The organism is Polymorphobacter sp. PAMC 29334, from assembly GCF_019431245.1.
GTDB lineage: Bacteria > Pseudomonadota > Alphaproteobacteria > Sphingomonadales > Sphingomonadaceae > Polymorphobacter_B > Polymorphobacter_B megasporae.
This window is the reverse complement of sequence record NZ_CP080243.1, coordinates 1246653-1264179: the sequence shown is the minus strand read 5'-3', so window position 1 is coordinate 1264179 and position 17527 is coordinate 1246653. Positions and strand designations below refer to the sequence as shown.

Below are 17527 nucleotides of genomic sequence, written 5' to 3'. Positions count from 1 at the left end.
GCGGATGCTCGCGCTCGCGGCGGCGGGGATGGGCTACCGCGTCCACATCTTCGCCCCCGAGGACGAGCTGCCGGCGGGCGATGTCGCGGCGGAGGTGACCCGCGCCGCATACGACGATAATGCCGCGCTCGATGCCTTCGCCGGCGTGGTCGACGTCGTCACGTACGAGTTCGAAAATGTCCCCGTCGCCGCGATCGAACGGTTGGCGCGCCGCGTTCCCGTCCGCCCCGGCGGCAACGCGCTCGACATCGCGCAGGACCGGCTGAGCGAGAAACGCTTCATCGAAAGCCTCGGCGGGCACCCTGCCCCGTATCGCACCGTCGACACCCTCGCCGACCTGACCGCCGCGTTGGTTGAGATCGGCCCGCGCGCGGTGCTGAAGACCCGGCGGATGGGCTATGACGGCAAGGGCCAGGCGCGGATCGGACCCGGCGACGACCCGGCGGCGGCATGGGCGGCGATCGGCGAGCGCGCGGCGATCGTCGAGGGCCTCGTCGCGTTCGACGGCGAGTTTTCGGTCATCCTCGCGCGGAGCCACGACGGCGCGACTGTCGTCTACGACGTGCCGCACAATCGGCACGAGGGCGGCATCCTCGACGTCAGCGCGGTCCCGGCCCCCGATTTCATCGCGCGTCACGCAGCCGAAGCGGTCGCGCTCACCCGCACGGTGGCGCAAGCGCTCGACTATGTCGGGGTGCTGACGATAGAGTTCTTCGCGACCCCCGCCGGCCCGGTGTTCAACGAGATGGCGTCGCGGGTCCACAACAGCGGCCACTGGACGATCGAGGGGGCGCGCGTCAGCCAGTTCGAGAACCACATCCGTGCAGTCTGCGGCCTGCCGCTCGGCCCGACGACGCTGACTGCGCCCAAGGTCCGCATGCAGAACCTGCTTGGCGACGCGGTCCACGATTGGGCCGCAGTTCTCGCCGACCCGGGGGCGCATCTGCATCTTTACGGCAAGTCGGAGGTTAAGCCCGGACGCAAGATGGGCCACGTGACGTGGCTTTGAAAACGCAAACCACGAGGGCGTAATGGCGACCAACCGCGAGACGCTCGAACGCCAGATGCGCGAGGCGGCGGCGGCGGGAAAGTTCGAGCTTGCCGCGAAGCTGCGCGACGACCTCAAAGCGCTCGCCGACGTCGATACCGCGCGCGAGACCGGCGACCTGTACCGCCAGCAGCCCGGCGCGATGGGGCTCGGCAGCAGCCGCCAAGCGGTCGAGCCGCCCCCCGGCTGGGTCCCGCCGAAGCGCCCCGACCCGATGACAGCGAACCGGAGCAAGCGGCGACGGTAACGCTTCGGTAACGACTGTAAGAATTTCCGACACTTTTCCGTACCGTTCTGCGGAGGCTGATTACTGTCGAACTTCGGCAGACAATTAACTCTTTGTTTTCCATTGCCCCGCGTTGTGTCAACCATCTGGCACGGCTTTTGCTAATTGATTGTTAGCAATCGTCACAAAAGGGGAAGACCAATGCGCCTCAAATCTGTCGTCGCCGTCGCGGCTTTCGCGGCCGCTGCCGCTGCCTCCGCTGCCCCCAACCTCGTCACCAACGGCGGGTTCGAGACCGGCTATATCCACTCGGTCCAGTTCAACCCGGCATTCCACCCGACCGAAGGCCCGACCGGTTGGGCGACGACCTCGGGCGACCAGGCGTAAAACCTGTATGTCGATTCAGCGACGGTGACGACGCAGGAGACGATTACCCAGTCGAGCGAGGCCGGGCAGTATTTGCCGCCGACCTTCGTCGCGAGCCCCGATGGCGGCAAGTTCGTCATCCTCGACGGCGATCCGAGCTACTCGGGCCCGCTGAGCCAGACGCTCAACGGTCTCGTCGCCGGCAAGCGATACGCGGTCAACTTCTACTGGGGCGCCTCGGAACTGATGAGCCGCGCCGGGCCGACGACCGATTACCTCCAGGTCTCGCTCGGCAGCGCGTCGCAGAACACAGTGACGCTCAGCACGCCGACGCACGGCTTCGAGGGCTGGTTCGCGCAGAAGTTCGTCTACACCGCGACCGCGACGAGCGAGGCGCTGACCTTCCTGTCGCACGGCACCCCGGGCGGCCTGCCGCCGGTCGCCGTCCTCGACGGCGTATCGGTCACCGCGGTCCCCGAGCCCGCGATGTGGGGCCTGATGGTCGCGGGCTTCGGCCTCGTCGGCGTTGTCGCCCGCCGCCGTCGCCCGGTCGTCGTCGCAGCATAACTGTCTAAGCCGGGCGCGATCGAACGATCGGTCGCGCCCGCACACGACGATCAAGTGCTTTCGTCTTTTCCCGCGAACAGCAAGCCTTGTTAGACTTGCGGTGTTCGTGACGGGCAAGCAACCTGCCCGTAAGCGACTCGCTTGCGGGGGCCGGCATGAGATCAAGCACAAGACGAGGCGTATTCGCCGCCGCAATTCTCGGGGCGACCGCCGTTTTCGCCCAAGCCTTGCCGCCCAACCGCTGGGGCTATGACTTCGCATCGAGCTACGACGCCGAGGTCGCCGCACCCGCGGTTCATCGCGTCCACTATGCGGACGATCACATCATGCTGATGGAGGTCGGCAATCCGCCCGGCTACGCTATGCAGATGCATGGGCACCCGTACCCGTCGATCTTCGCGCGGTCGTCGGGCCGGACTAACCTCGGCGGCGGCGGCCCGGGCGACCAATATCTCGAACCCGCCGGCGGCCGCAACGGCGAACACTGGCACAGCGCGCTCGCACCGAAGGGGACGCCGTCACTCGAATGCACCGCCGCCGATCCGCAGGCACCGCACCGCCCGGTCAACCACGGCGTCGCGCCACAGCATTTCTACCGCATCGAATATAAGCGGATCGACGACGACGGACCGATGGCTCCGAAGGGCCGATCCGCCCCCGTCGACCGCAAAATATACGAAGACGACGCGATTCGTCTGTTCGAGGTCTCGGTGCCAGCGGGAGGCTCCGGCAACACGACCCCGACACTCTATCCCGCGGTCCTCGCGATCGATTCGGCACGCGCATTCGACGCCCTCGACGCGGTGGCAGGCGCGGGCGCGGGGCGCTCGTTGCCTCCCACCGGCCTGTCGATGCCGCGGTGCATGACGGTCGACGCCGGGACGCCGCTCGCGGTCCGCAACACCGGCGATCGCCCGATCCATTACTACCGGATCGAGTTCAAGCGGATCGAAGGCGACGCGCTCAAGGACCATTGGCGCGAATGGTATCCGGCAATGGCCGCGATGCAGTGACTGCGGCGACCCGCCTCACGCCGCGCGACTGAAGTCCGGGGCGCGCTTTTCGTAGAAAGCCGCAATCGCCTCGCGGCATTCGGCAGACTTGAGTTGCGCCGCGAAATGCACCCCCTCGGCGTCCATCCGCGCGAGGACCGGGGCGAGGTCGCCCTTGAGCAACGCCTTCGCCAGTCGCACCGCCGTCGGTGCCTTTGCCGCAAGCGTCGTCGCCATCGCGCGGGCGACGGTCTCGACCTCGCCATCGGGGACGACGCGGTTGACCAGCCCCGCTGCGAGCGCGGTCGCCGCATCGAGCGCTTCGCCGAGGAGCACCATCGCACTCGCCCGGGCATGCCCGACGACGCGCGGGAGGAGGAGCGAGCTCGCCGCCTCGGGGACCAGCCCGAGATTGACGAACGGCACCTGCAGCCGCGCGGTCTCGCTCGCGACGACGAGGTCGCAGTGGAGCAGCATCGTCGTGCCGACCCCAACGGCATTGCCGCGCACCGCGGCGATCAGCGGCTTCGGCGCGGTGGCGATCGCGCGGAGGAAGCCGGTCACCGCCTGTTCGCCCAAAGAACTATCCGGCCGGGGTGCCATGAAGTCGGCGAGGTCGTTGCCCGCAGTGAAGCTGTCGCCAGCGGCGGTGAACAGGATGACGCGGACGCTGTCCTCGACAGCGCAGCCGAGCAGGCCATCGCGCATCGCCGCGTACATCGCTGCAGTGATCGCGTTCTTCTTTTCGGGCCGCGCGAAGCGGATTTCGGCGATCCCGCCATCGATCGTCACGGCGATATGGTCGGTCATGGCGGCGCTCCCCCGATCGCCAGTCATGCGCCGGCGATGCCGTGACGGTGTCGTCGATCCCGCCGCTTTGTTCAATCCATCATGCCGCCAGAGGTTACCCGAGCATAGTTACGGATCGGCAACGTCAATTAACGATCAATTTTCTTTTCTTGAGATTTCGTTATCACTAAGTCATCAAGCGACGGTACTGCGGTGCCGAACGGGAGTTGGTTGCATATGCGTAATGTTCTTAAAGTGTTGGTTGCGACGGGCGTCGCCTTGGCGGCAACGCAGGTGTCCGCTGCAACAAACCTCGTGCAGAATGGCGACTTCGAGTCAGGCTACACTCACAACACCGAGTTCAACACTTGGTACAATCCTGAAAGTGGCCCGACCGGCTGGGTTTCGCAGACGTACGAGGCGTTCAATCTGTACTTCTCGCCGGCCACGGCGACGACCGTCAGCGCCGAGACGCAGTACGGGTCAGACCGTCAGATGCTCGCGCCGAGCTTCGTTGCCAGCCCGACCGGCGGCAACTTCGTCGCCCTCGACGGCGACCCGACCAATCACGGTTATCTCACCCAGCAGATTTCCGGCCTGACGCCCGGCAAGGAATATGTCGTCTCGTTCGACTGGGGCGCGTCGCAGCTGCAGAACCGCCAGGGGCCGACGACCGAGCAGCTTGCTGTCGGCTTCGGCAACGCGACGCAGACGACCGCGATCGTCGCGAACTCGTCGCAGGGCTTCTCCGGCTGGATGCACGAGAGCTTCACCTTCCACGCGAAGTCGACCAGCCAGGTCCTGTCGTTCCTGTCGAATGGCACGCCGGTCGGCCTGCCGCCGATCGCGGTTCTCGACGGCGTCTCGGTTGCCGCGGTGCCCGAGCCGGCGATGTGGGGGCTGATGCTCGTCGGGTTCGGCCTTGTCGGCACGGCGGTTCGCCGCCGCCGCCCGAGCGCCGTCCTCGCCTAAAACGCCGCTAGACGGACGACTGCGCTTCGGCGCGAAGGAAAATCGGCTCGGCGGGATCGAACGGGGTCCCGTCGGCGTTGAAGATGTCGTGGAACCAGGCCCCTGCCGGACGATCGACGTAGGGGCTGTCCCACGAGTCCCATGGCAGGTTGGTTTGAGTGTCGCCGCGCACCAACCCCCAGTTGAACGCCCCGACCCCGGCCGCCTTCGCGACCGGCAGGATCGCCTGGAACGTGCTGCCGCGCGGCCGCGCGAGATATTCGGTGCACAGGATCGGGCGCTCGAACGCTTCGAGATACGCAACGCGCCGCGCGAACTCCTCGGCCTTGTCGTAGTTGTGGAACGAGACGACGTCGGACGACGTGACCTGGAGCTGCTGGATCGGCGTCATCCGGTCGAGCTTCGACCAGTCGCCCGACCAGATCGCGCTCGTCAGCGGCTGTGACGGCCCCGCCGCGCGCGCCCAGTCGAATGCGTCGGCGAGCAGCGGCTTGACCAGCGCCGCCTTCGCCGCGAGCGTCGCCGCGTCGCGCTGCGCCACCTCGGGCCCGTTGTCGGGCTCATTCCAGATGTCCCAGGCAAGGACGCGCCGGTCGTTGGCGAAGCGCCCGACCACCCCGCGGACATAGGCTTCGAGCCGAGGCCGCGACGACGGATCTTCGAGCGCTGCCATGCCAGGCGACTGGACCCACGCCGAATTATGCACCCCCGGCCGCGGCAGCGGCTGCGGCCCGCTGACCGGCGCGGGGTTCCAGCACGAATCGAAGAACACCGGCATCGTCGCGATGCCGTGCTTGTCGGCGAGTCCGAGCACGGTCTCGATTCGGTCGAGCAGGCCGTCGGGGTCGTCGCGCCACAGCAGGTCGTGGAGGAAAATGCGCACCGCGTTCATGCCCACCCCGGCGGCAAAGCCGAGCTCGCGGTCGATCGTCGCCGGATCGAAGGTCTCCGCCTGCCACATCTCGAGCTGGTTGACCGCGGTCGAGGGAATGAAGTTGCACCCGAACGGCCACGCCCGCGCGGCGTACCACGTCTTCGCCGCCTCGACCGTCCAGCGGCTCATCCCGCCATCGCCGCGCCCATGCGGCGGATTGCGGCGACCTTTGCGGTGAACGCGCTCAAGTCGTCGGCGGCGGCGATGCGCTCCCAGATCGCCTCGATCTCGCCGATCGGCAGGCCGCATGGCGCGACGTCGGACCAATACGGGTGGTCGCGCGGCGCAGCGGGCGCGTAGTCGCCAACCCCTTTGACGAAAGCATCGAATTCAGGACCGTCGTATCCGGGTGCGCGTCGCTTGCCGCCGCGCCAGTCGAACCAGAACTTGTCGAGGCCGGTGCGGGTCGCTTCGAGCGTCGTCACCAGTGTCTCGGCGAGCGCGCGGTCGCTCGCCGGGTCGCGCGGCACGACGCCAAGCCGCTTGAGCAATGCCGCCGTCAGCGCGGTGGTGTAGCGCTCGCCATAGGTTTCGAGCGCAGGCTTGAGCGATTCGAGCGGCGCCACCACCCGCAACGCGCCCGCGAGCTGGAAGACATTCCACTGCAGCGCCTCCGGCTGGCGGCCGAAGCTGTAGAGGCCGTGATGGTCGAAATACGCCGCAGTGAAATCACGGTCCCACGTCTGCGCGAAGCGATACGGCCCGTAATCGAAGCTTTCGCCGGTGATGTTGATGTTGTCGGTGTTGAGGACGCCGTGGACGAACCCTGCCGCCATCATCGCCGCCGCCTGCCGCGCGGCATTGGTCACCGCATGATCGATCAGCGCGGCATACGGGTCGGGCGCGTCGACGGTGCCGAAGTAATTCGCCAGTACATAGGTAGTCAGCCGCGCCAGCCCGGCGCTGTCGCCGAGCGCCGCGAGCCGCTGGAAGCTGCCGTAGCGGACATGGCCGTGGCTGAGCCGGACGAGCACCGCGCTCCGCGTCGGAGACGGCTCGTCGCCGCGGTCGAGTTCCTCGCCGGTCTCGACCACCGACAGCGTCCGCGACGTATCGACCCCGAGCGCCTCGAGCATCTCGGTCGCAAGCACCTCGCGCATCGCGCCCTTCAGTGTCAGCCGGCCGTCACCCGCGCGGCTCCACGGCGTCGTCCCCGACCCCTTGGTGCCGAGGTCCATCAGCCGCCCGCGATCGTCGGCAAGTTGCGCGAACAGGAAGCCGCGCCCGTCACCGAGGTCAGGATTATACGCGCGGAACTGGTGCCCGTGATACCGCAGCGCGAGCGGCGTCTCGAGGCTTCCTTCGAGCGGTGCGAAGCGGCCGAAGTGAGCGACCCACTCCGCGTCGCTTAAGCCATCAAGGCCGATGCTTTCAGCAGCACGGTCGTTCCTGAAACGGAGGATCGTCTGCGGAAAATCGGCGGCGGCGACCGGATCGTAGAAGCTGGAGCCGAGGTCGAGGATCGTCCGTCGCGGGGCGAAATTCACGCGCTCTTGTAGCCGCAGGCGGCGCGAATGAAGCGCACCGTCTCATCCATTACCGCACGCCGCCGGTCGGGGTCATCGGTGCTCAGCACCGCCTCGATCGTCTCGCCGACGACCGCGTAGGTCAGCGACGCCGCGACCGGGATATTGACTCCGGTGATGCCCTGCTTCGCCATCCGCGCGGTCATCTGTTCGGCGACCCATGCGACAGTCACTTCACGCGAGGCGTGGTAGAATGGCTCGGCCTCGGCGGCCATCATCGTCTTGGGCTTGCCCTCGCAGCAGGATTCGCCGGTCAGCGCTTCCCATTCCTTGTGCTCGACGCAGAACTCGATGCACCGCGAGACCATCATTCCCGGATCGAGATCCTCGAGCGCATCGTCGCCCTGCATCACCGCGATCATCCGCTCGCCGTACATCTTGCCGATGTCGACCAGCAGGTTCTTCTTCGACCCGAAATGGTAGAAGATCGATCCTTCCGAGACATCCGCCGCACGGGCGATGTCGGCGGTCCCGGTGCAGGCATAACCCTTGGTCGAAAACAACAGGTTAGCCGCCTCGAGCACACGCTGGCGCGTTTCCGCCGGGTCGTAACGGCGGGCACGGGTGTCGAGGGCTCGGGTGGCCACGGTCATCCTCATCAGCAAGCCAGAGCAAAAACTATGGCGTCAATCTGAGCCATAGTCAAAAGCATATGACCGGTGGCTGAACGCGGCGGATACCGAGTTATACCGCCTTGGTCACGGCGTATTTCTTCATCGCTTTCTTGACGACGTAGCCACCAAGCGCCGCGACGATCATTCCCTGCGGACCCATCCGCCGCAACACCGTCGGTAGCAGGACACCGATCGCCGCGCCCGCCGGTCCCGACGCGGCACCCCCGATCGTCCGCGCAATGCTGCGCCCCGCGATCATCGACACTAACCGACCAAGCATGACTGATCTCCACTAACCGATGCGGAAATGCCTATCGCGGGGTGTTGGTTCAATAGTCGCGCTTGAGCCGCAGGTTGACGCTCGTCCCGCCGAGCGTCGCGACGTCCGACAGGATCGACAGCGACCGCGTCAGCGCGACCTCGATTGCGCTCGCCGAATAGCCCTGCGCGTCGGTCGACAGCTCGACGTACAGCCGCCGCCCGATGTACTCGCCCGCCGCGATCGACGTCTTGCGCCCGGTTGCAATGTCGGCGGGCAGCACCCGCAGCCGGTCGATCCGCAGCGTTTTGCGCACCGCATTGAACGGATCAAGCTTGCCGCCCTTGCCGCCACGCAACGACGCGAGCGCCCCCGCAAGCTGGACCGCCTCGGGGGCCGAGAGCGTCGTGATCGACGTCCCGAACAGCACCCGCGACAGCACCTCGTCCTCGGGCAGCGCCGGGGTCGAGCTGAACTTGATGTCGGGGTGAAGCGCGGTGCCGGTCAGGCTGAGCTGCGCGGTGAACCCCGAACTCGTGTTCTCGGCGGCGAGGTCGATCACCGGGTCGGGAGGATTCTTGCCGTCGAAGCGGACATCGCCGCGGGTCAGGTTGAAGCGCTTGCCGGCGAAGTCATAGTCGCCGCGCACCATCTTCACGACGCCGGAGAATTCGGGCGCGGTCGCGCGGCCCTTGAGCTTGAGGTCGCCGCGCCACGTCGAGGTCAGGCCGAGCCCGGCGACATCGACGTTGTCGCGCGCCGAGGCGGCGATATCGAGCGACCACAAGGTCGGCTTGACGACGCGCGGCGGGGCGCGGCCGAGGAGTTCGACGTTGCGTTCGGTGACCGCGACGACGGGGATATCGCTCGTCGTGCCGCCGCGCCCGAAGCGGTAGCGCGCGCGGACGATATCGAGCGACCCCGAAATCTTGCCGCCGCTCTCGTCGCTGTGGAGCCGCAGCGTTCCGCTCGCGGTCGCGCGCAAGTCGTCGCGATTGAGGATCTGGGCGTTGTCGAGCTTCGTCGTGACTTCGACCGGGAAGCCGCGTTCGGCCGACAGGTCGACCCCGCCGCTCCCCGAAATCCTGCCGTCCTTGCCGACCGTTCCCGAGAATGCGGCGAGGTCGAGCCGGGAGCCGGTGAAGCGCCCGTCGAGCTTGACGTTGTCGATCACCGTGCCGAGCGCGACGTTCTCGACCCGCCCGCCCGTTACCGCGATCGACCCCGTCAGCCGGGGATCGCCGAGCCGCCCGCCCGCGTCGACCGCCGCGGTGATCGGCCCGCGAACGTCGAGCGCCTCGACTCCGCTGAGTAGCCATACCGCCTCGGCCGGACCCGCGAAGCGCGCCTGCGCGAACAGCGGTGCGGCGAAGAGGCGGTCGCGCAGGTTTGGCTCATTGCCGAGGGTCAGTTCGGCCTGCGCGCGGCCGAGCGTCGCGCCGCTGCGGACGACGACCGCGCGCGCGCTAGCCGACGTTGCCGACAGCGCGGCGTTGACCGCGAGATCGACCGGTTGCGATGAGGATGCCAGTCCGGCGCGGCTTAACCCGGCGATGCGGAGCGCGAGCGACCCCGTCGGTGCAGCGGTGGCGGGCGCGGCGAAGGCGATCGTCCCCGAAGCGTGCCCGGCGAAGTTGTAGCCGGGGTCGAACAATGTCAGCAGCGATAGGCCAAGGTTGTCGAGGCGAACCGACCCGCTGACCCCGCCGCCGTAACTCCCGGCGAGTTCGACGCGGCCATCGGGAGTCTGGACGACGACCGGAGCGAGCCGCCACGCCGCTCCGGCGCGGTCGACCTGCGCGCGGTGGTCGAGCGTCAGCTTGCGCCCGTCGACCGTCGCCGCCGCGCCGATATCGAGGTGGTCGGCCGATCCTCGTGCGTCGATGGTGGCGTTGAACGGGACCCCGGCGACCCCGGCGAGCGCGAGCGTCGCAGTGCCGCGCCCGGTGGCGTCGGCGATCGTCCCGGACAGCGTCGCCAGCGTCGTGCCCGATGTGCGGACATCGCCGAGCGTGAACTTGGCGTCGATCGACGGGTCGCCCGCACCGGCGATGATCCGCGCGGTGAGGTTGCCACGCCCGATCGCGACGCTGCCGAGCCGAGCATTGGCGGCGGCGAGGACGACGTCGCCGCGCTGCGCCGATCCGGCGGGCGCGAGGACGACGCTCCCGTTCAACCCCGCGCCGCCGACCGCGAGCCGCCCGGCGACGAGCGCATCGGCATCGGGCACCAGCGTTCCGCGCAGGGTCACACCGGCAGCGGCGGCATCGACGTCGATCGCGGCTCCGCTGGTCCGGATCAATGCGTTCGCCGTCGCCGGACCGATCGCCGAGCCGCCGCGCGTCGCGATCCGCCAGCCGTCGGGGGCTTCGACCGCGTGCGCGGTAACAGCGGTGAGGCCGAAGCCCGGCGCGGCGAGGGCGACGTCGACCACCGGCGAGTCGAGTTGCCCCGCGAGGTCGATCGTCGTCGCGCCATAGGTCCGAGATACGCCGCGGGTGACGAGATGGACGCTGCCGTCGGTGGCGCGCGTGCCGCTGCCCGTCTGCTCGAACCCGGGCGCCACGAGATGCAGGCCGGTGAAGCGCATCGACAGGTCGGGGGCGACGTCGATGGCGGTCGTCACCACCGGCAGCCCGGCGAAGATGCTGCGGAAGAAGCCGCCGTCGATCTGGGTCGCGGCGGCGCGGACGGTCCCGGCGATGCGTGTCCCGCCGGTCGCATCGGGGGCGGCGCGGACCTGCGCGGCGATGTCGGCGACGCCGATCTCGCCGATCCGGAATCGCGGCAGCCGCCCGTCGAAGCCGACCGCATAGTCACCGTCGGCGAGGCCGAGCCGCAGCGTCATCGTCCCCGCGATCCGCGCGCTCTGCACCGCAAGTGCGGGCGACGTGACCTGCCCGTTCTCGACCACCAAGGCCCCTGTTATCCGTAGGTTAGCCAGCAGCGGTGCAACGTCCGGCCCCACGTTCTCGACCCGCGCGGCGGTCGCGACGATCGGGATACTGTGCCCGGTTGTACGCCCGGTCGCGCGGAAACCGACGAAGCCGGTCGGCCCCCACGCGAACGCCGGACTGGTCAGCACATAGGCGATCGCCGGGCTCGCGAAAGTCCCGCCGACGGTCGCGTTCAAGGCAATATCGCGCCCGCTGAGGCGCGGCAGGAACGCGGCCGGCTTGAGCAGGCGCGCCTCGACCCGGAGCCGGTCGAAGGTCTCGTTGCCGAAGTCGGCGCTGCCGCTCGCGGTCGCCGTGATGACCGGCGAGGCGGCGGCGAGGGTGCCGCTAAGCACGCGCTCGGACAGGCGCACATCGGCCCGCACACGCACGATCGGTGACGTTACACGGGCTAACCCACCGCCGAACATCGACGACGGCGCCGTCGTCCCCGTCACGACGAAACGTCCCGCGTTCGCTGACAGCACGAGGTCGGCGAGGCGCACCCGACCGAGCCGCGCGGTCGCACTGCCGTGCCAGTCTTGCCACGTCCCCTTCCCGCCGACCGTCAACTCAAACGGCGCAGCGAACCCCGCCAGCCGCGCGATCGTACCGTGCGCCGGGGCGGCGATCGTCGCGGCGAGGTCGAGCGCATCGCGGTCGGGGACGGCATCGAGATGGACGCGGACGGTATCGCCGCCAGTTGCGCTGGTCGCGGCGGCGTCGACCTGCGCGCGCCCCTTGCGAATGTCGGCCGAGCCGCCGAGCGCGATCGTCTCGGCGATGCCGGTAACCGGCGTGGCGAGGACCAGCCGGTCGATCCGCAGCCGGTCGACGACGATATCGATCCCGGGCAGCACGCGCTTGTCGGCGCTGGGGCGAAGCCTTGGCCGGCGCAGGACGATCGCCTCGCCCGCCACCGCCGACCGCACGCTGAGCCGGTTGTCGATCAGCGCGAGCGGCCGCCAGTCGAGGTCGAGCAGCGGAACTTGCGCGAACACGCCGTCCGGGTCGGCCAGCGTCAGGTCGTGGAGCCGCGCATGGCCGAAGATATCGCCCTCGATCCGCCCGACGCCGACGCGCAAGCCCGACTTGGGCGCGTACAGCCCGAGCATCCGCCCCACGGCGCCGCGCCCCGACTCGCTCGCAAGATACAGCCGCCCGCCCCAGACCAGCCCCGCCAGCGCGAGCGCGACGACCATGATCCAGGTGACGAGGCGGACGTGGCGCTTGACCCAGCCGGTCGGCTTGCGCGCCATCAGAACGCCTGCCCGATCGAGACGTAGAACTGGACGCGGGCGTCGCCCTTCTGCGGGTTGATCGGCGTCGCGACGTCGATCCGGACCGGGCCGAAGCTCGTATAATATCGTGCGCCGATACCCGCGCCGTAGCGGACGTCGCGGAAGCGCGGGATCGTCGCGGTGTCGATCTCGCCCGCGTCGAAGAACGGCACGATGCCGAAGTCGCCGAGGCGGAAGCGCGCCTCGACGCTCGCCTCGGCGATCGAGTCACCGCCACGTGGGCTCCCGTCGGCGTCCTTCGGCCCGACCGCCTGATAGCCGTAGCCACGGACCGACCCGCCGCCGCCGGCGTAGAAGCGCCGCGACGGCGCGATGTCACCTTTCGACGCCCCGGCGATCGTCCCGAAATGACCGCGCGCGGCGAAGGTGATGCGGTCGGTGAGCGGAACGTACTTGGTCGCCTCGACCTGGAGCTTGACGTAGGGGAACGTGCTGCTGGCGAACGACAGTTCGGGCGACGCGCGCCCGGTCAGGCGGAAGCCGCGCGTCGGATCGAGCAGGTTGTTCGACCCGTCGTAAGTCAGGCTCGCCGGGGTCGCGGCGATATAATAGGTCTTGAGCGGGTTGCCGGGCGCGCTCTTGTCGCGCTCGATCGAGATCAGTGCCTGCGTGCCGAGCGAATAATACCACTGCTTCTGCCAGATCAGGTTGGTCTCGCGCTCGATCGTCGCGCCGACCTGGATCGTCCGCGCATTGAACGCGTCCTGCGTCGCCGAATCGCCGAAGATGTCGAAGACCAATGTCGTGTCGCGCGACCGCCAGTTCTGGCGGCGCAGCTCGGCTCCGAGCAGCTGCTCGTGTTCGGCGGCGATCGCGCGGAAGGTCACCGCGCCGTTCGGCGGCAGCAGGTTGCGATGCTCCCAGCTCGCTTCGAGCCGTGCTCCCTGCGAGGTCGAATAGCCCCCCGTCGCGGCGACGGTGCGGAGCGGCGCGGTGTCGGTATGGACGACGACGTCGATCGTCTCGCCGCCGCCGGGCGCCGGCCCCGCGGCTATGGGCGCGAGCGTCACTCCGCCGACAAGGCCGGTCGCGATCAAGGCGCGGCGGAGATCGTCGAGATCGGTGGCGGTGTACGGGTCGCCGGGGTGCCAGCGCGCGAGACGCTCGATGCCGGCTTGGCCGACGACCGACTTACCGTCGACGCGGATCCGCCCGAAGCGCCCCGCGGCACCGGGATCGACGTGCTGCGTCAGCGTCGCGGTGCGGGTGGCGTGGTCGACCTCGATCTCGGGCGGATCGATCGTCGCGAACGGGTGGCCGCGGACGCTGAGATACGCCTTGAGCCCGTCCTGCCCCGCCGCGATCGCCGCCGCGCCGAGCGGATCGCCCGCCTTGACCCCGATCCCGCCCTCGACCAACCCGGCTGGGGTATTCGGCGGCAACGTCAGCCTGATCTCGGCGACATGATAGAGCGGGCCGGGATCGACCGTGAGCGTCACCGCAACCGGCGTTCCCGGCGCATTCCCCTGCACGATCGTCGTCACCGTCCGCCCGCCATAATAGCCGAGACTACGGAGGAGCAGGTCGATCAGGTCGCGGTCGTCGGCAGCGCGGCGGTTGATCTGAGCGAGGTTGGCCACCGCGCCGCGCCCCTTGAACAGCGCCGACTCGGTCCGGAAGCGCGGTGCGAGGCGATCGTCGAGCCCGGTCAGCGCGACGGTGTAGCGGACATCGCCGCTGGTCACGGCCTCGGGGGCGGCGGCTCCGGGTGCGGCGGCGGCGTCGGGCCACGGCACGGTGATCCCCGGGCGTGGCGCGAGCATGTCGGGTGGGCCGATCTGGGCCGCGGTCCCCTGCGTTACCGTGCCCTGCGCGACGGCCCCCTGCGCGACGACGACGCTCGCCCAGCCCAGTCCCGCCCAGCACCCTCCCACTGCAAGCGCAGCGCGGACGCCGGCGGAACAAACGATCATGCCGCAAGGTCTAACCCGCCGCGCCGGGGAGCGCAAAGCAGCGGTGGCGCGGGTGGCCGCCCTGACGGCACGAATGGCCGCATGGCTTGCGCTGGCGCGCGATCCCCGCGATGAGACCACCATGCAAAAAGGCGGCGGCATCATCCTTGCGATCTCCCTGCTCGTCGGAGCAGGCGTCGGGGTCAAGCTCGGCGAGGGATCGCTCGGCATCGTCATCGGGCTCGGCGTCGGCCTGCTCGCGGTCGTGGTCCTCGGCTGGTTGGACAGCCGCCGGAAGCGCTGAGCTTGGGCGGCGGACACCACGAGCTGCGTTTGAGCGGTGCGCGACCAGAGCTGTGGCTGATCGGCGGACCATCTAAGTCGTCATTCCCGCGAAGGCGGGAACCCATCACCCCAACCGTTCGTGGTGATGGGTTCCCGCCTTCGCGGGAATGACGGCGTTGCGCGCGCCCGCATGAACACCGAAACCGTCGCCGCCGACACCGCCGGGATCGCGCGCGCAGTCGCCCTTCTCGCTCTAGGACATGTCGTCGCGCTGCCGACCGAGACGGTCTACGGCCTAGCGGGGGATGCGACCAACTCTGCCGCCGTCGCGGCGATCTACACCGCGAAGGGCCGCCCGGGGTTCAACCCGCTGATCGTCCATGTCGCCGACCTCGCCGCCGTCGAGCGCGTGGTCGAGGTTGATGATATCGCACGGGCGCTAGCAGACCGCTTTTGGCCGGGGCCGCTGACGCTTGTCCTCCCGGCGCGGCCCGGCAACGGCATCGCGCCCGACGTCACGGCAGGGCTGGCGACGCTCGCGGTCCGTGTTCCGGCGCACCCGGTGATGCGTGCGGTCCTGACCGCGTTCGGCCGCCCGCTCGCAGCTCCGTCGGCGAACGCGAGCGGGACGATCAGCCCGACCACCGCCGCGCACGTCGCCGCGAGCCTTGGCGGGCGCATCCCGCTGATCGTCGACGGCGGGGCGACCCCGGGGGGCCTCGAAAGCGCGATCGTCCGGGTCGACGGCGGCCGCGTCTCGCTCCTCCGCCCGGGCGGAATCGACGCCGCGCTGCTCGGCATCACCGCCGCGGCCGGATTGGACATCGTCGCGCCGGGCCAACTCGCGAGCCACTATGCGCCGACCCAGCCGCTTCGCCTCGACGCCACCAGCGCCGAAGCGGGCGAGTTCCTGATAGGCTTCGGAGCCGTCGCGGGCGACATCACTCTGTCGGCGACTGGCAATATCGAGGAAGCTGCGGCGGCGCTGTTCGCGGGGCTCCACACTGCACAAGCCAGCGGCGCGGCGCGGATCGCCGTTGCTCCGATCCCCGACACCGGCGTCGGTGCCGCGATCAACGACCGGCTCCGGCGAGCAGCAGCCCCGCGCGGCTGACTTCAAAATCGTTCTTGCAATTCATTCTCAATAGCGGTCAGATGCGCTCGAGTGATGGAGCGCCGCACATGCTGATCGACCACGATGCCTTTCGCCGCGAGCCGAGCGTATGGACCGATCTTCCCGGTGACGAGGGGCTGATCCTGTGGTCGCTGCGGCGGATGGTCGTCGCATGGCCGCGCTGCCATACCGTCCAAGTCGCGCTCCACGTCCGCTACGGCGACGAGGGGCTGGCGATCGAGCATCTGCTGCGCTGCTGGCTGCTCGGGCTGTCGAACCACGCGCGCCGCCGCCTCGTCATCGGCGATCCGAATTGCGCGATGCTGCTCGCCGACGAGGGCGTGCTGCTGTTCGTCCTGCGCCCGGCGACCCCCGAGGGTGCAGCCGGTCAGGCGCTGATCGACCTGACCGGTAATCCGTGCGCCGCCTGCCTGCTGCCGCTGGCGCAGTCGCTCGCCTTCACCGCTCAGTTGTAGCCGAGCTGGCGTCCAGCGAGGTCGAGCATGATCTCCTCGCTGCCGCCGCCGATCGCGTTGACGCGGACCTCGCGGTAGATGCGCTCGACCTTGCTGCCCTTGAGGTAGCTCGCGCCGCCCAAGACCTGCGCCGCCTCGCGCGCGACGCTTTCGAGCATCCGCGTCGCCTGGACCTTGAGCATTGCGAAGTCGGCGGGGAGGCCCTTGCCGGTCTTGACCTGCCACGCGCAGAGGTCGACCCACGCCTGCGTCGCATTGATCTGCCGCGCCATGTCGGCGAGCTTGATCCTGATTGACTGGTGCTGCGCGAGGCGCTTGCCGAAGGTCTCGCGCGTCGTCGCCCACTCGACCGCTTCCTTGAGACACACCCGGGCGAAGGCGCAGCACGAATGCGCCATGCCGAGCCGCTCGCCGTTGAAGTTACGCATGATCCCGGCGAAACCGGCGTTTTCGGGCCCGATCATGTTTTCGGGTGGCACCTCGACATTGTCGAAATACAGCGCGGCGGTGTCAGAGCAGTGCCAACCCATTTTCTCGAGCGGGGTGCGGGTAAAACCCGGCATGCCGGCTTCGATCAGCATCAGCGAGATGCCGCCCATCCCGGGACCGCCGGTGCGGACCGCGACGGTGACATAGTCGGCGCGCATTCCGCTCGTGATGAACATCTTGCCGCCGTTGACGACGTATTTGTTGCCGACTTTCTCCGCGCGTGTCATCAGCGCGGCGACGTCGGACCCGCCGCCCGCCTCGGTGATGCCGAGCGCGATGATCTTGTCGCCGCTGAGCACCGCCGGGGCGATGCGCCGCTTCATCTCGTCCGACCCGAGCGCGAGGATCGGCGGGAGGCCGATGCCATGCGTCATCAGCGACGCGGTCAGCCCGCCCGCGCCGACGCTCGCGAGTTCCTCCGACTGCGTCAGCGAATGGAAGATATCGAAGCCGTCGCTGTGCCCGCCGAACTCCTCGGGATAGCCGAGCCCGAGAATGCCCGCCGCAGCGGCCTTGCGGTGGAGGTCGCGCGGCAGCGACCGCGCATCCTCCCACGCGTCGATGTTCGGCGCGACCTCGGCGGCGACGAAGCGGCGGACCGAGTCGGCGACGGCGGTGTGCGTCTCGTCGTAGAACGGCGAACGCGCCCGCCAGTCGTCGAACATCGTCATGGCGCGTCCCCCCAATCTCTCCCTGTCATCCCCGCGAAAGCGGGGAGCCAAGGTCACCACCCTCAGCGAC

At 69.0% G+C, this 17527-nt stretch carries 17 protein-coding genes; 9 read left to right on the top strand and 8 right to left on the bottom strand.

The window, feature by feature from the left end; genetic code table 11:
* Window positions 1-4 precede the first annotated feature (4 nt).
* From KZX46_RS09915 to KZX46_RS09895, 5 genes are all read left to right on the top strand, one after another.
* Window positions 5-1009: a 5-(carboxyamino)imidazole ribonucleotide synthase gene (locus KZX46_RS09915; protein WP_255615545.1), complete on the top strand. Its 1005-nt coding sequence runs from the start codon at window positions 5-7 to the stop codon at window positions 1007-1009.
* 22 nt (window positions 1010-1031) lie between these two features.
* Window positions 1032-1295: a UvrB/UvrC motif-containing protein gene (locus tag KZX46_RS09910; protein WP_216709034.1), complete on the top strand. Its 264-nt coding sequence runs from the start codon at window positions 1032-1034 to the stop codon at window positions 1293-1295.
* A 180-nt stretch (window positions 1296-1475) separates the two neighbouring features.
* Window positions 1476-1661: a hypothetical protein gene (locus tag KZX46_RS09905; RefSeq protein ID WP_219776441.1), complete on the top strand. Its 186-nt coding sequence runs from the start codon at window positions 1476-1478 to the stop codon at window positions 1659-1661.
* 24 nt (window positions 1662-1685) lie between these two features.
* Entirely contained in the window at window positions 1686-2207 is a 522-nt protein-coding gene (locus tag KZX46_RS09900) for a PEPxxWA-CTERM sorting domain-containing protein (protein ID WP_219776440.1), read from the top strand.
* A 155-nt stretch (window positions 2208-2362) separates the two neighbouring features.
* Complete coding sequence (locus KZX46_RS09895; protein WP_219776439.1) at window positions 2363-3220, top strand: hypothetical protein; 858 nt, start codon at window positions 2363-2365, stop codon at window positions 3218-3220.
* A 15-nt stretch (window positions 3221-3235) separates the two neighbouring features.
* On the opposite strand, the gene KZX46_RS09890 is transcribed toward KZX46_RS09895, so the two are convergent.
* Window positions 3236-4009, bottom strand: coding sequence for an enoyl-CoA hydratase (locus KZX46_RS09890; RefSeq protein ID WP_219776438.1), 774 nt, complete (start codon window positions 4007-4009; stop codon window positions 3236-3238).
* A gap of 216 nt (window positions 4010-4225) precedes the next feature.
* Here KZX46_RS09890 and KZX46_RS22845 point away from each other — a divergent pair, with 216 nt between their 5' ends.
* Window positions 4226-4960 (top strand): PEPxxWA-CTERM sorting domain-containing protein, encoded by a 735-nt coding sequence (locus KZX46_RS22845; protein ID WP_226896209.1) that lies wholly within the window; start codon window positions 4226-4228, stop codon window positions 4958-4960.
* 7 nt (window positions 4961-4967) lie between these two features.
* Here KZX46_RS22845 and KZX46_RS09880 read toward each other — a convergent pair whose 3' ends face one another.
* The 6 genes from KZX46_RS09880 to KZX46_RS09855 all read right to left on the bottom strand — a co-directional run bounded on the left by KZX46_RS09880 (window position 4968) and on the right by KZX46_RS09855 (window position 14443).
* Complete coding sequence (locus KZX46_RS09880; protein WP_219776437.1) at window positions 4968-6023, bottom strand: cellulase family glycosylhydrolase; 1056 nt, start codon at window positions 6021-6023, stop codon at window positions 4968-4970.
* A complete protein-coding gene (locus KZX46_RS09875; RefSeq protein WP_219776436.1) occupies window positions 6020-7381 on the bottom strand; it encodes a protein adenylyltransferase SelO family protein in 1362 nt (453 codons plus the stop codon). Before KZX46_RS09875 ends, KZX46_RS09880 begins: the two co-directional genes overlap by 4 nt.
* Window positions 7378-8007 (bottom strand): TetR/AcrR family transcriptional regulator, encoded by a 630-nt coding sequence (locus tag KZX46_RS09870; protein WP_219776435.1) that lies wholly within the window; start codon window positions 8005-8007, stop codon window positions 7378-7380. Before KZX46_RS09870 ends, KZX46_RS09875 begins: the two co-directional genes overlap by 4 nt.
* 97 nt (window positions 8008-8104) lie before the next feature.
* Window positions 8105-8314 (bottom strand): hypothetical protein, encoded by a 210-nt coding sequence (locus KZX46_RS09865; protein ID WP_216709027.1) that lies wholly within the window; start codon window positions 8312-8314, stop codon window positions 8105-8107.
* A 49-nt stretch (window positions 8315-8363) separates the two neighbouring features.
* Entirely contained in the window at window positions 8364-12488 is a 4125-nt protein-coding gene (locus KZX46_RS09860; protein ID WP_219776434.1) for a translocation/assembly module TamB domain-containing protein, read from the bottom strand.
* Window positions 12488-14443 (bottom strand): autotransporter assembly complex family protein, encoded by a 1956-nt coding sequence (locus KZX46_RS09855; RefSeq protein WP_219776433.1) that lies wholly within the window; start codon window positions 14441-14443, stop codon window positions 12488-12490. The genes KZX46_RS09860 and KZX46_RS09855 overlap by 1 nt, the downstream gene beginning before the upstream one ends.
* Here KZX46_RS09855 and KZX46_RS09850 point away from each other — a divergent pair.
* The 3 genes from KZX46_RS09850 to KZX46_RS09840 all read left to right on the top strand — a co-directional run bounded on the left by KZX46_RS09850 (window position 14442) and on the right by KZX46_RS09840 (window position 16297).
* The gene (locus tag KZX46_RS09850; protein WP_216709024.1) at window positions 14442-14726 is read left to right on the top strand and encodes a hypothetical protein; all 285 of its coding nucleotides are present in this window, start codon (window positions 14442-14444) and stop codon (window positions 14724-14726) included. The genes KZX46_RS09855 and KZX46_RS09850 overlap by 2 nt on opposite strands.
* 171 nt (window positions 14727-14897) lie before the next feature.
* Window positions 14898-15821 (top strand): L-threonylcarbamoyladenylate synthase, encoded by a 924-nt coding sequence (locus KZX46_RS09845; RefSeq protein ID WP_219776432.1) that lies wholly within the window; start codon window positions 14898-14900, stop codon window positions 15819-15821.
* Window positions 15822-15889: 68 nt separating this feature from the next.
* Window positions 15890-16297: a hypothetical protein gene (locus KZX46_RS09840; protein WP_219776431.1), complete on the top strand. Its 408-nt coding sequence runs from the start codon at window positions 15890-15892 to the stop codon at window positions 16295-16297.
* Here the strand turns inward: KZX46_RS09840 and KZX46_RS09835 are convergent.
* Complete coding sequence (locus KZX46_RS09835) at window positions 16288-17457, bottom strand: acyl-CoA dehydrogenase family protein (RefSeq protein WP_219776430.1); 1170 nt, start codon at window positions 17455-17457, stop codon at window positions 16288-16290. The genes KZX46_RS09840 and KZX46_RS09835 overlap by 10 nt on opposite strands.
* Window positions 17458-17527: the final 70 nt, after the last annotated feature.

Coding starts and splice junctions, on each gene's coding strand:
- KZX46_RS09915 (WP_255615545.1), top strand. CDS start 5: ATGCTCGCGCTCGCGGCGGCGGGGATGGGCTACCGCGTCCACATCTTC.
- KZX46_RS09910 (WP_216709034.1), top strand. CDS start 1,032: ATGGCGACCAACCGCGAGACGCTCGAACGCCAGATGCGCGAGGCGGCG.
- KZX46_RS09905 (WP_219776441.1), top strand. CDS start 1,476: ATGCGCCTCAAATCTGTCGTCGCCGTCGCGGCTTTCGCGGCCGCTGCC.
- KZX46_RS09895 (WP_219776439.1), top strand. CDS start 2,363: ATGAGATCAAGCACAAGACGAGGCGTATTCGCCGCCGCAATTCTCGGG.
- KZX46_RS09890 (WP_219776438.1), bottom strand. CDS start 4,009: ATGACCGACCATATCGCCGTGACGATCGATGGCGGGATCGCCGAAATC.
- KZX46_RS22845 (WP_226896209.1), top strand. CDS start 4,226: ATGCGTAATGTTCTTAAAGTGTTGGTTGCGACGGGCGTCGCCTTGGCG.
- KZX46_RS09880 (WP_219776437.1), bottom strand. CDS start 6,023: ATGAGCCGCTGGACGGTCGAGGCGGCGAAGACGTGGTACGCCGCGCGG.
- KZX46_RS09865 (WP_216709027.1), bottom strand. CDS start 8,314: ATGCTTGGTCGGTTAGTGTCGATGATCGCGGGGCGCAGCATTGCGCGG.
- KZX46_RS09860 (WP_219776434.1), bottom strand. CDS start 12,488: ATGGCGCGCAAGCCGACCGGCTGGGTCAAGCGCCACGTCCGCCTCGTC.
- KZX46_RS09850 (WP_216709024.1), top strand. CDS start 14,442: ATGCCGCAAGGTCTAACCCGCCGCGCCGGGGAGCGCAAAGCAGCGGTG.
- KZX46_RS09855 (WP_219776433.1), bottom strand. CDS start 14,443: ATGATCGTTTGTTCCGCCGGCGTCCGCGCTGCGCTTGCAGTGGGAGGG.
- KZX46_RS09845 (WP_219776432.1), top strand. CDS start 14,898: ATGAACACCGAAACCGTCGCCGCCGACACCGCCGGGATCGCGCGCGCA.
- KZX46_RS09840 (WP_219776431.1), top strand. CDS start 15,890: ATGCTGATCGACCACGATGCCTTTCGCCGCGAGCCGAGCGTATGGACC.
- KZX46_RS09835 (WP_219776430.1), bottom strand. CDS start 17,457: ATGACGATGTTCGACGACTGGCGGGCGCGTTCGCCGTTCTACGACGAG.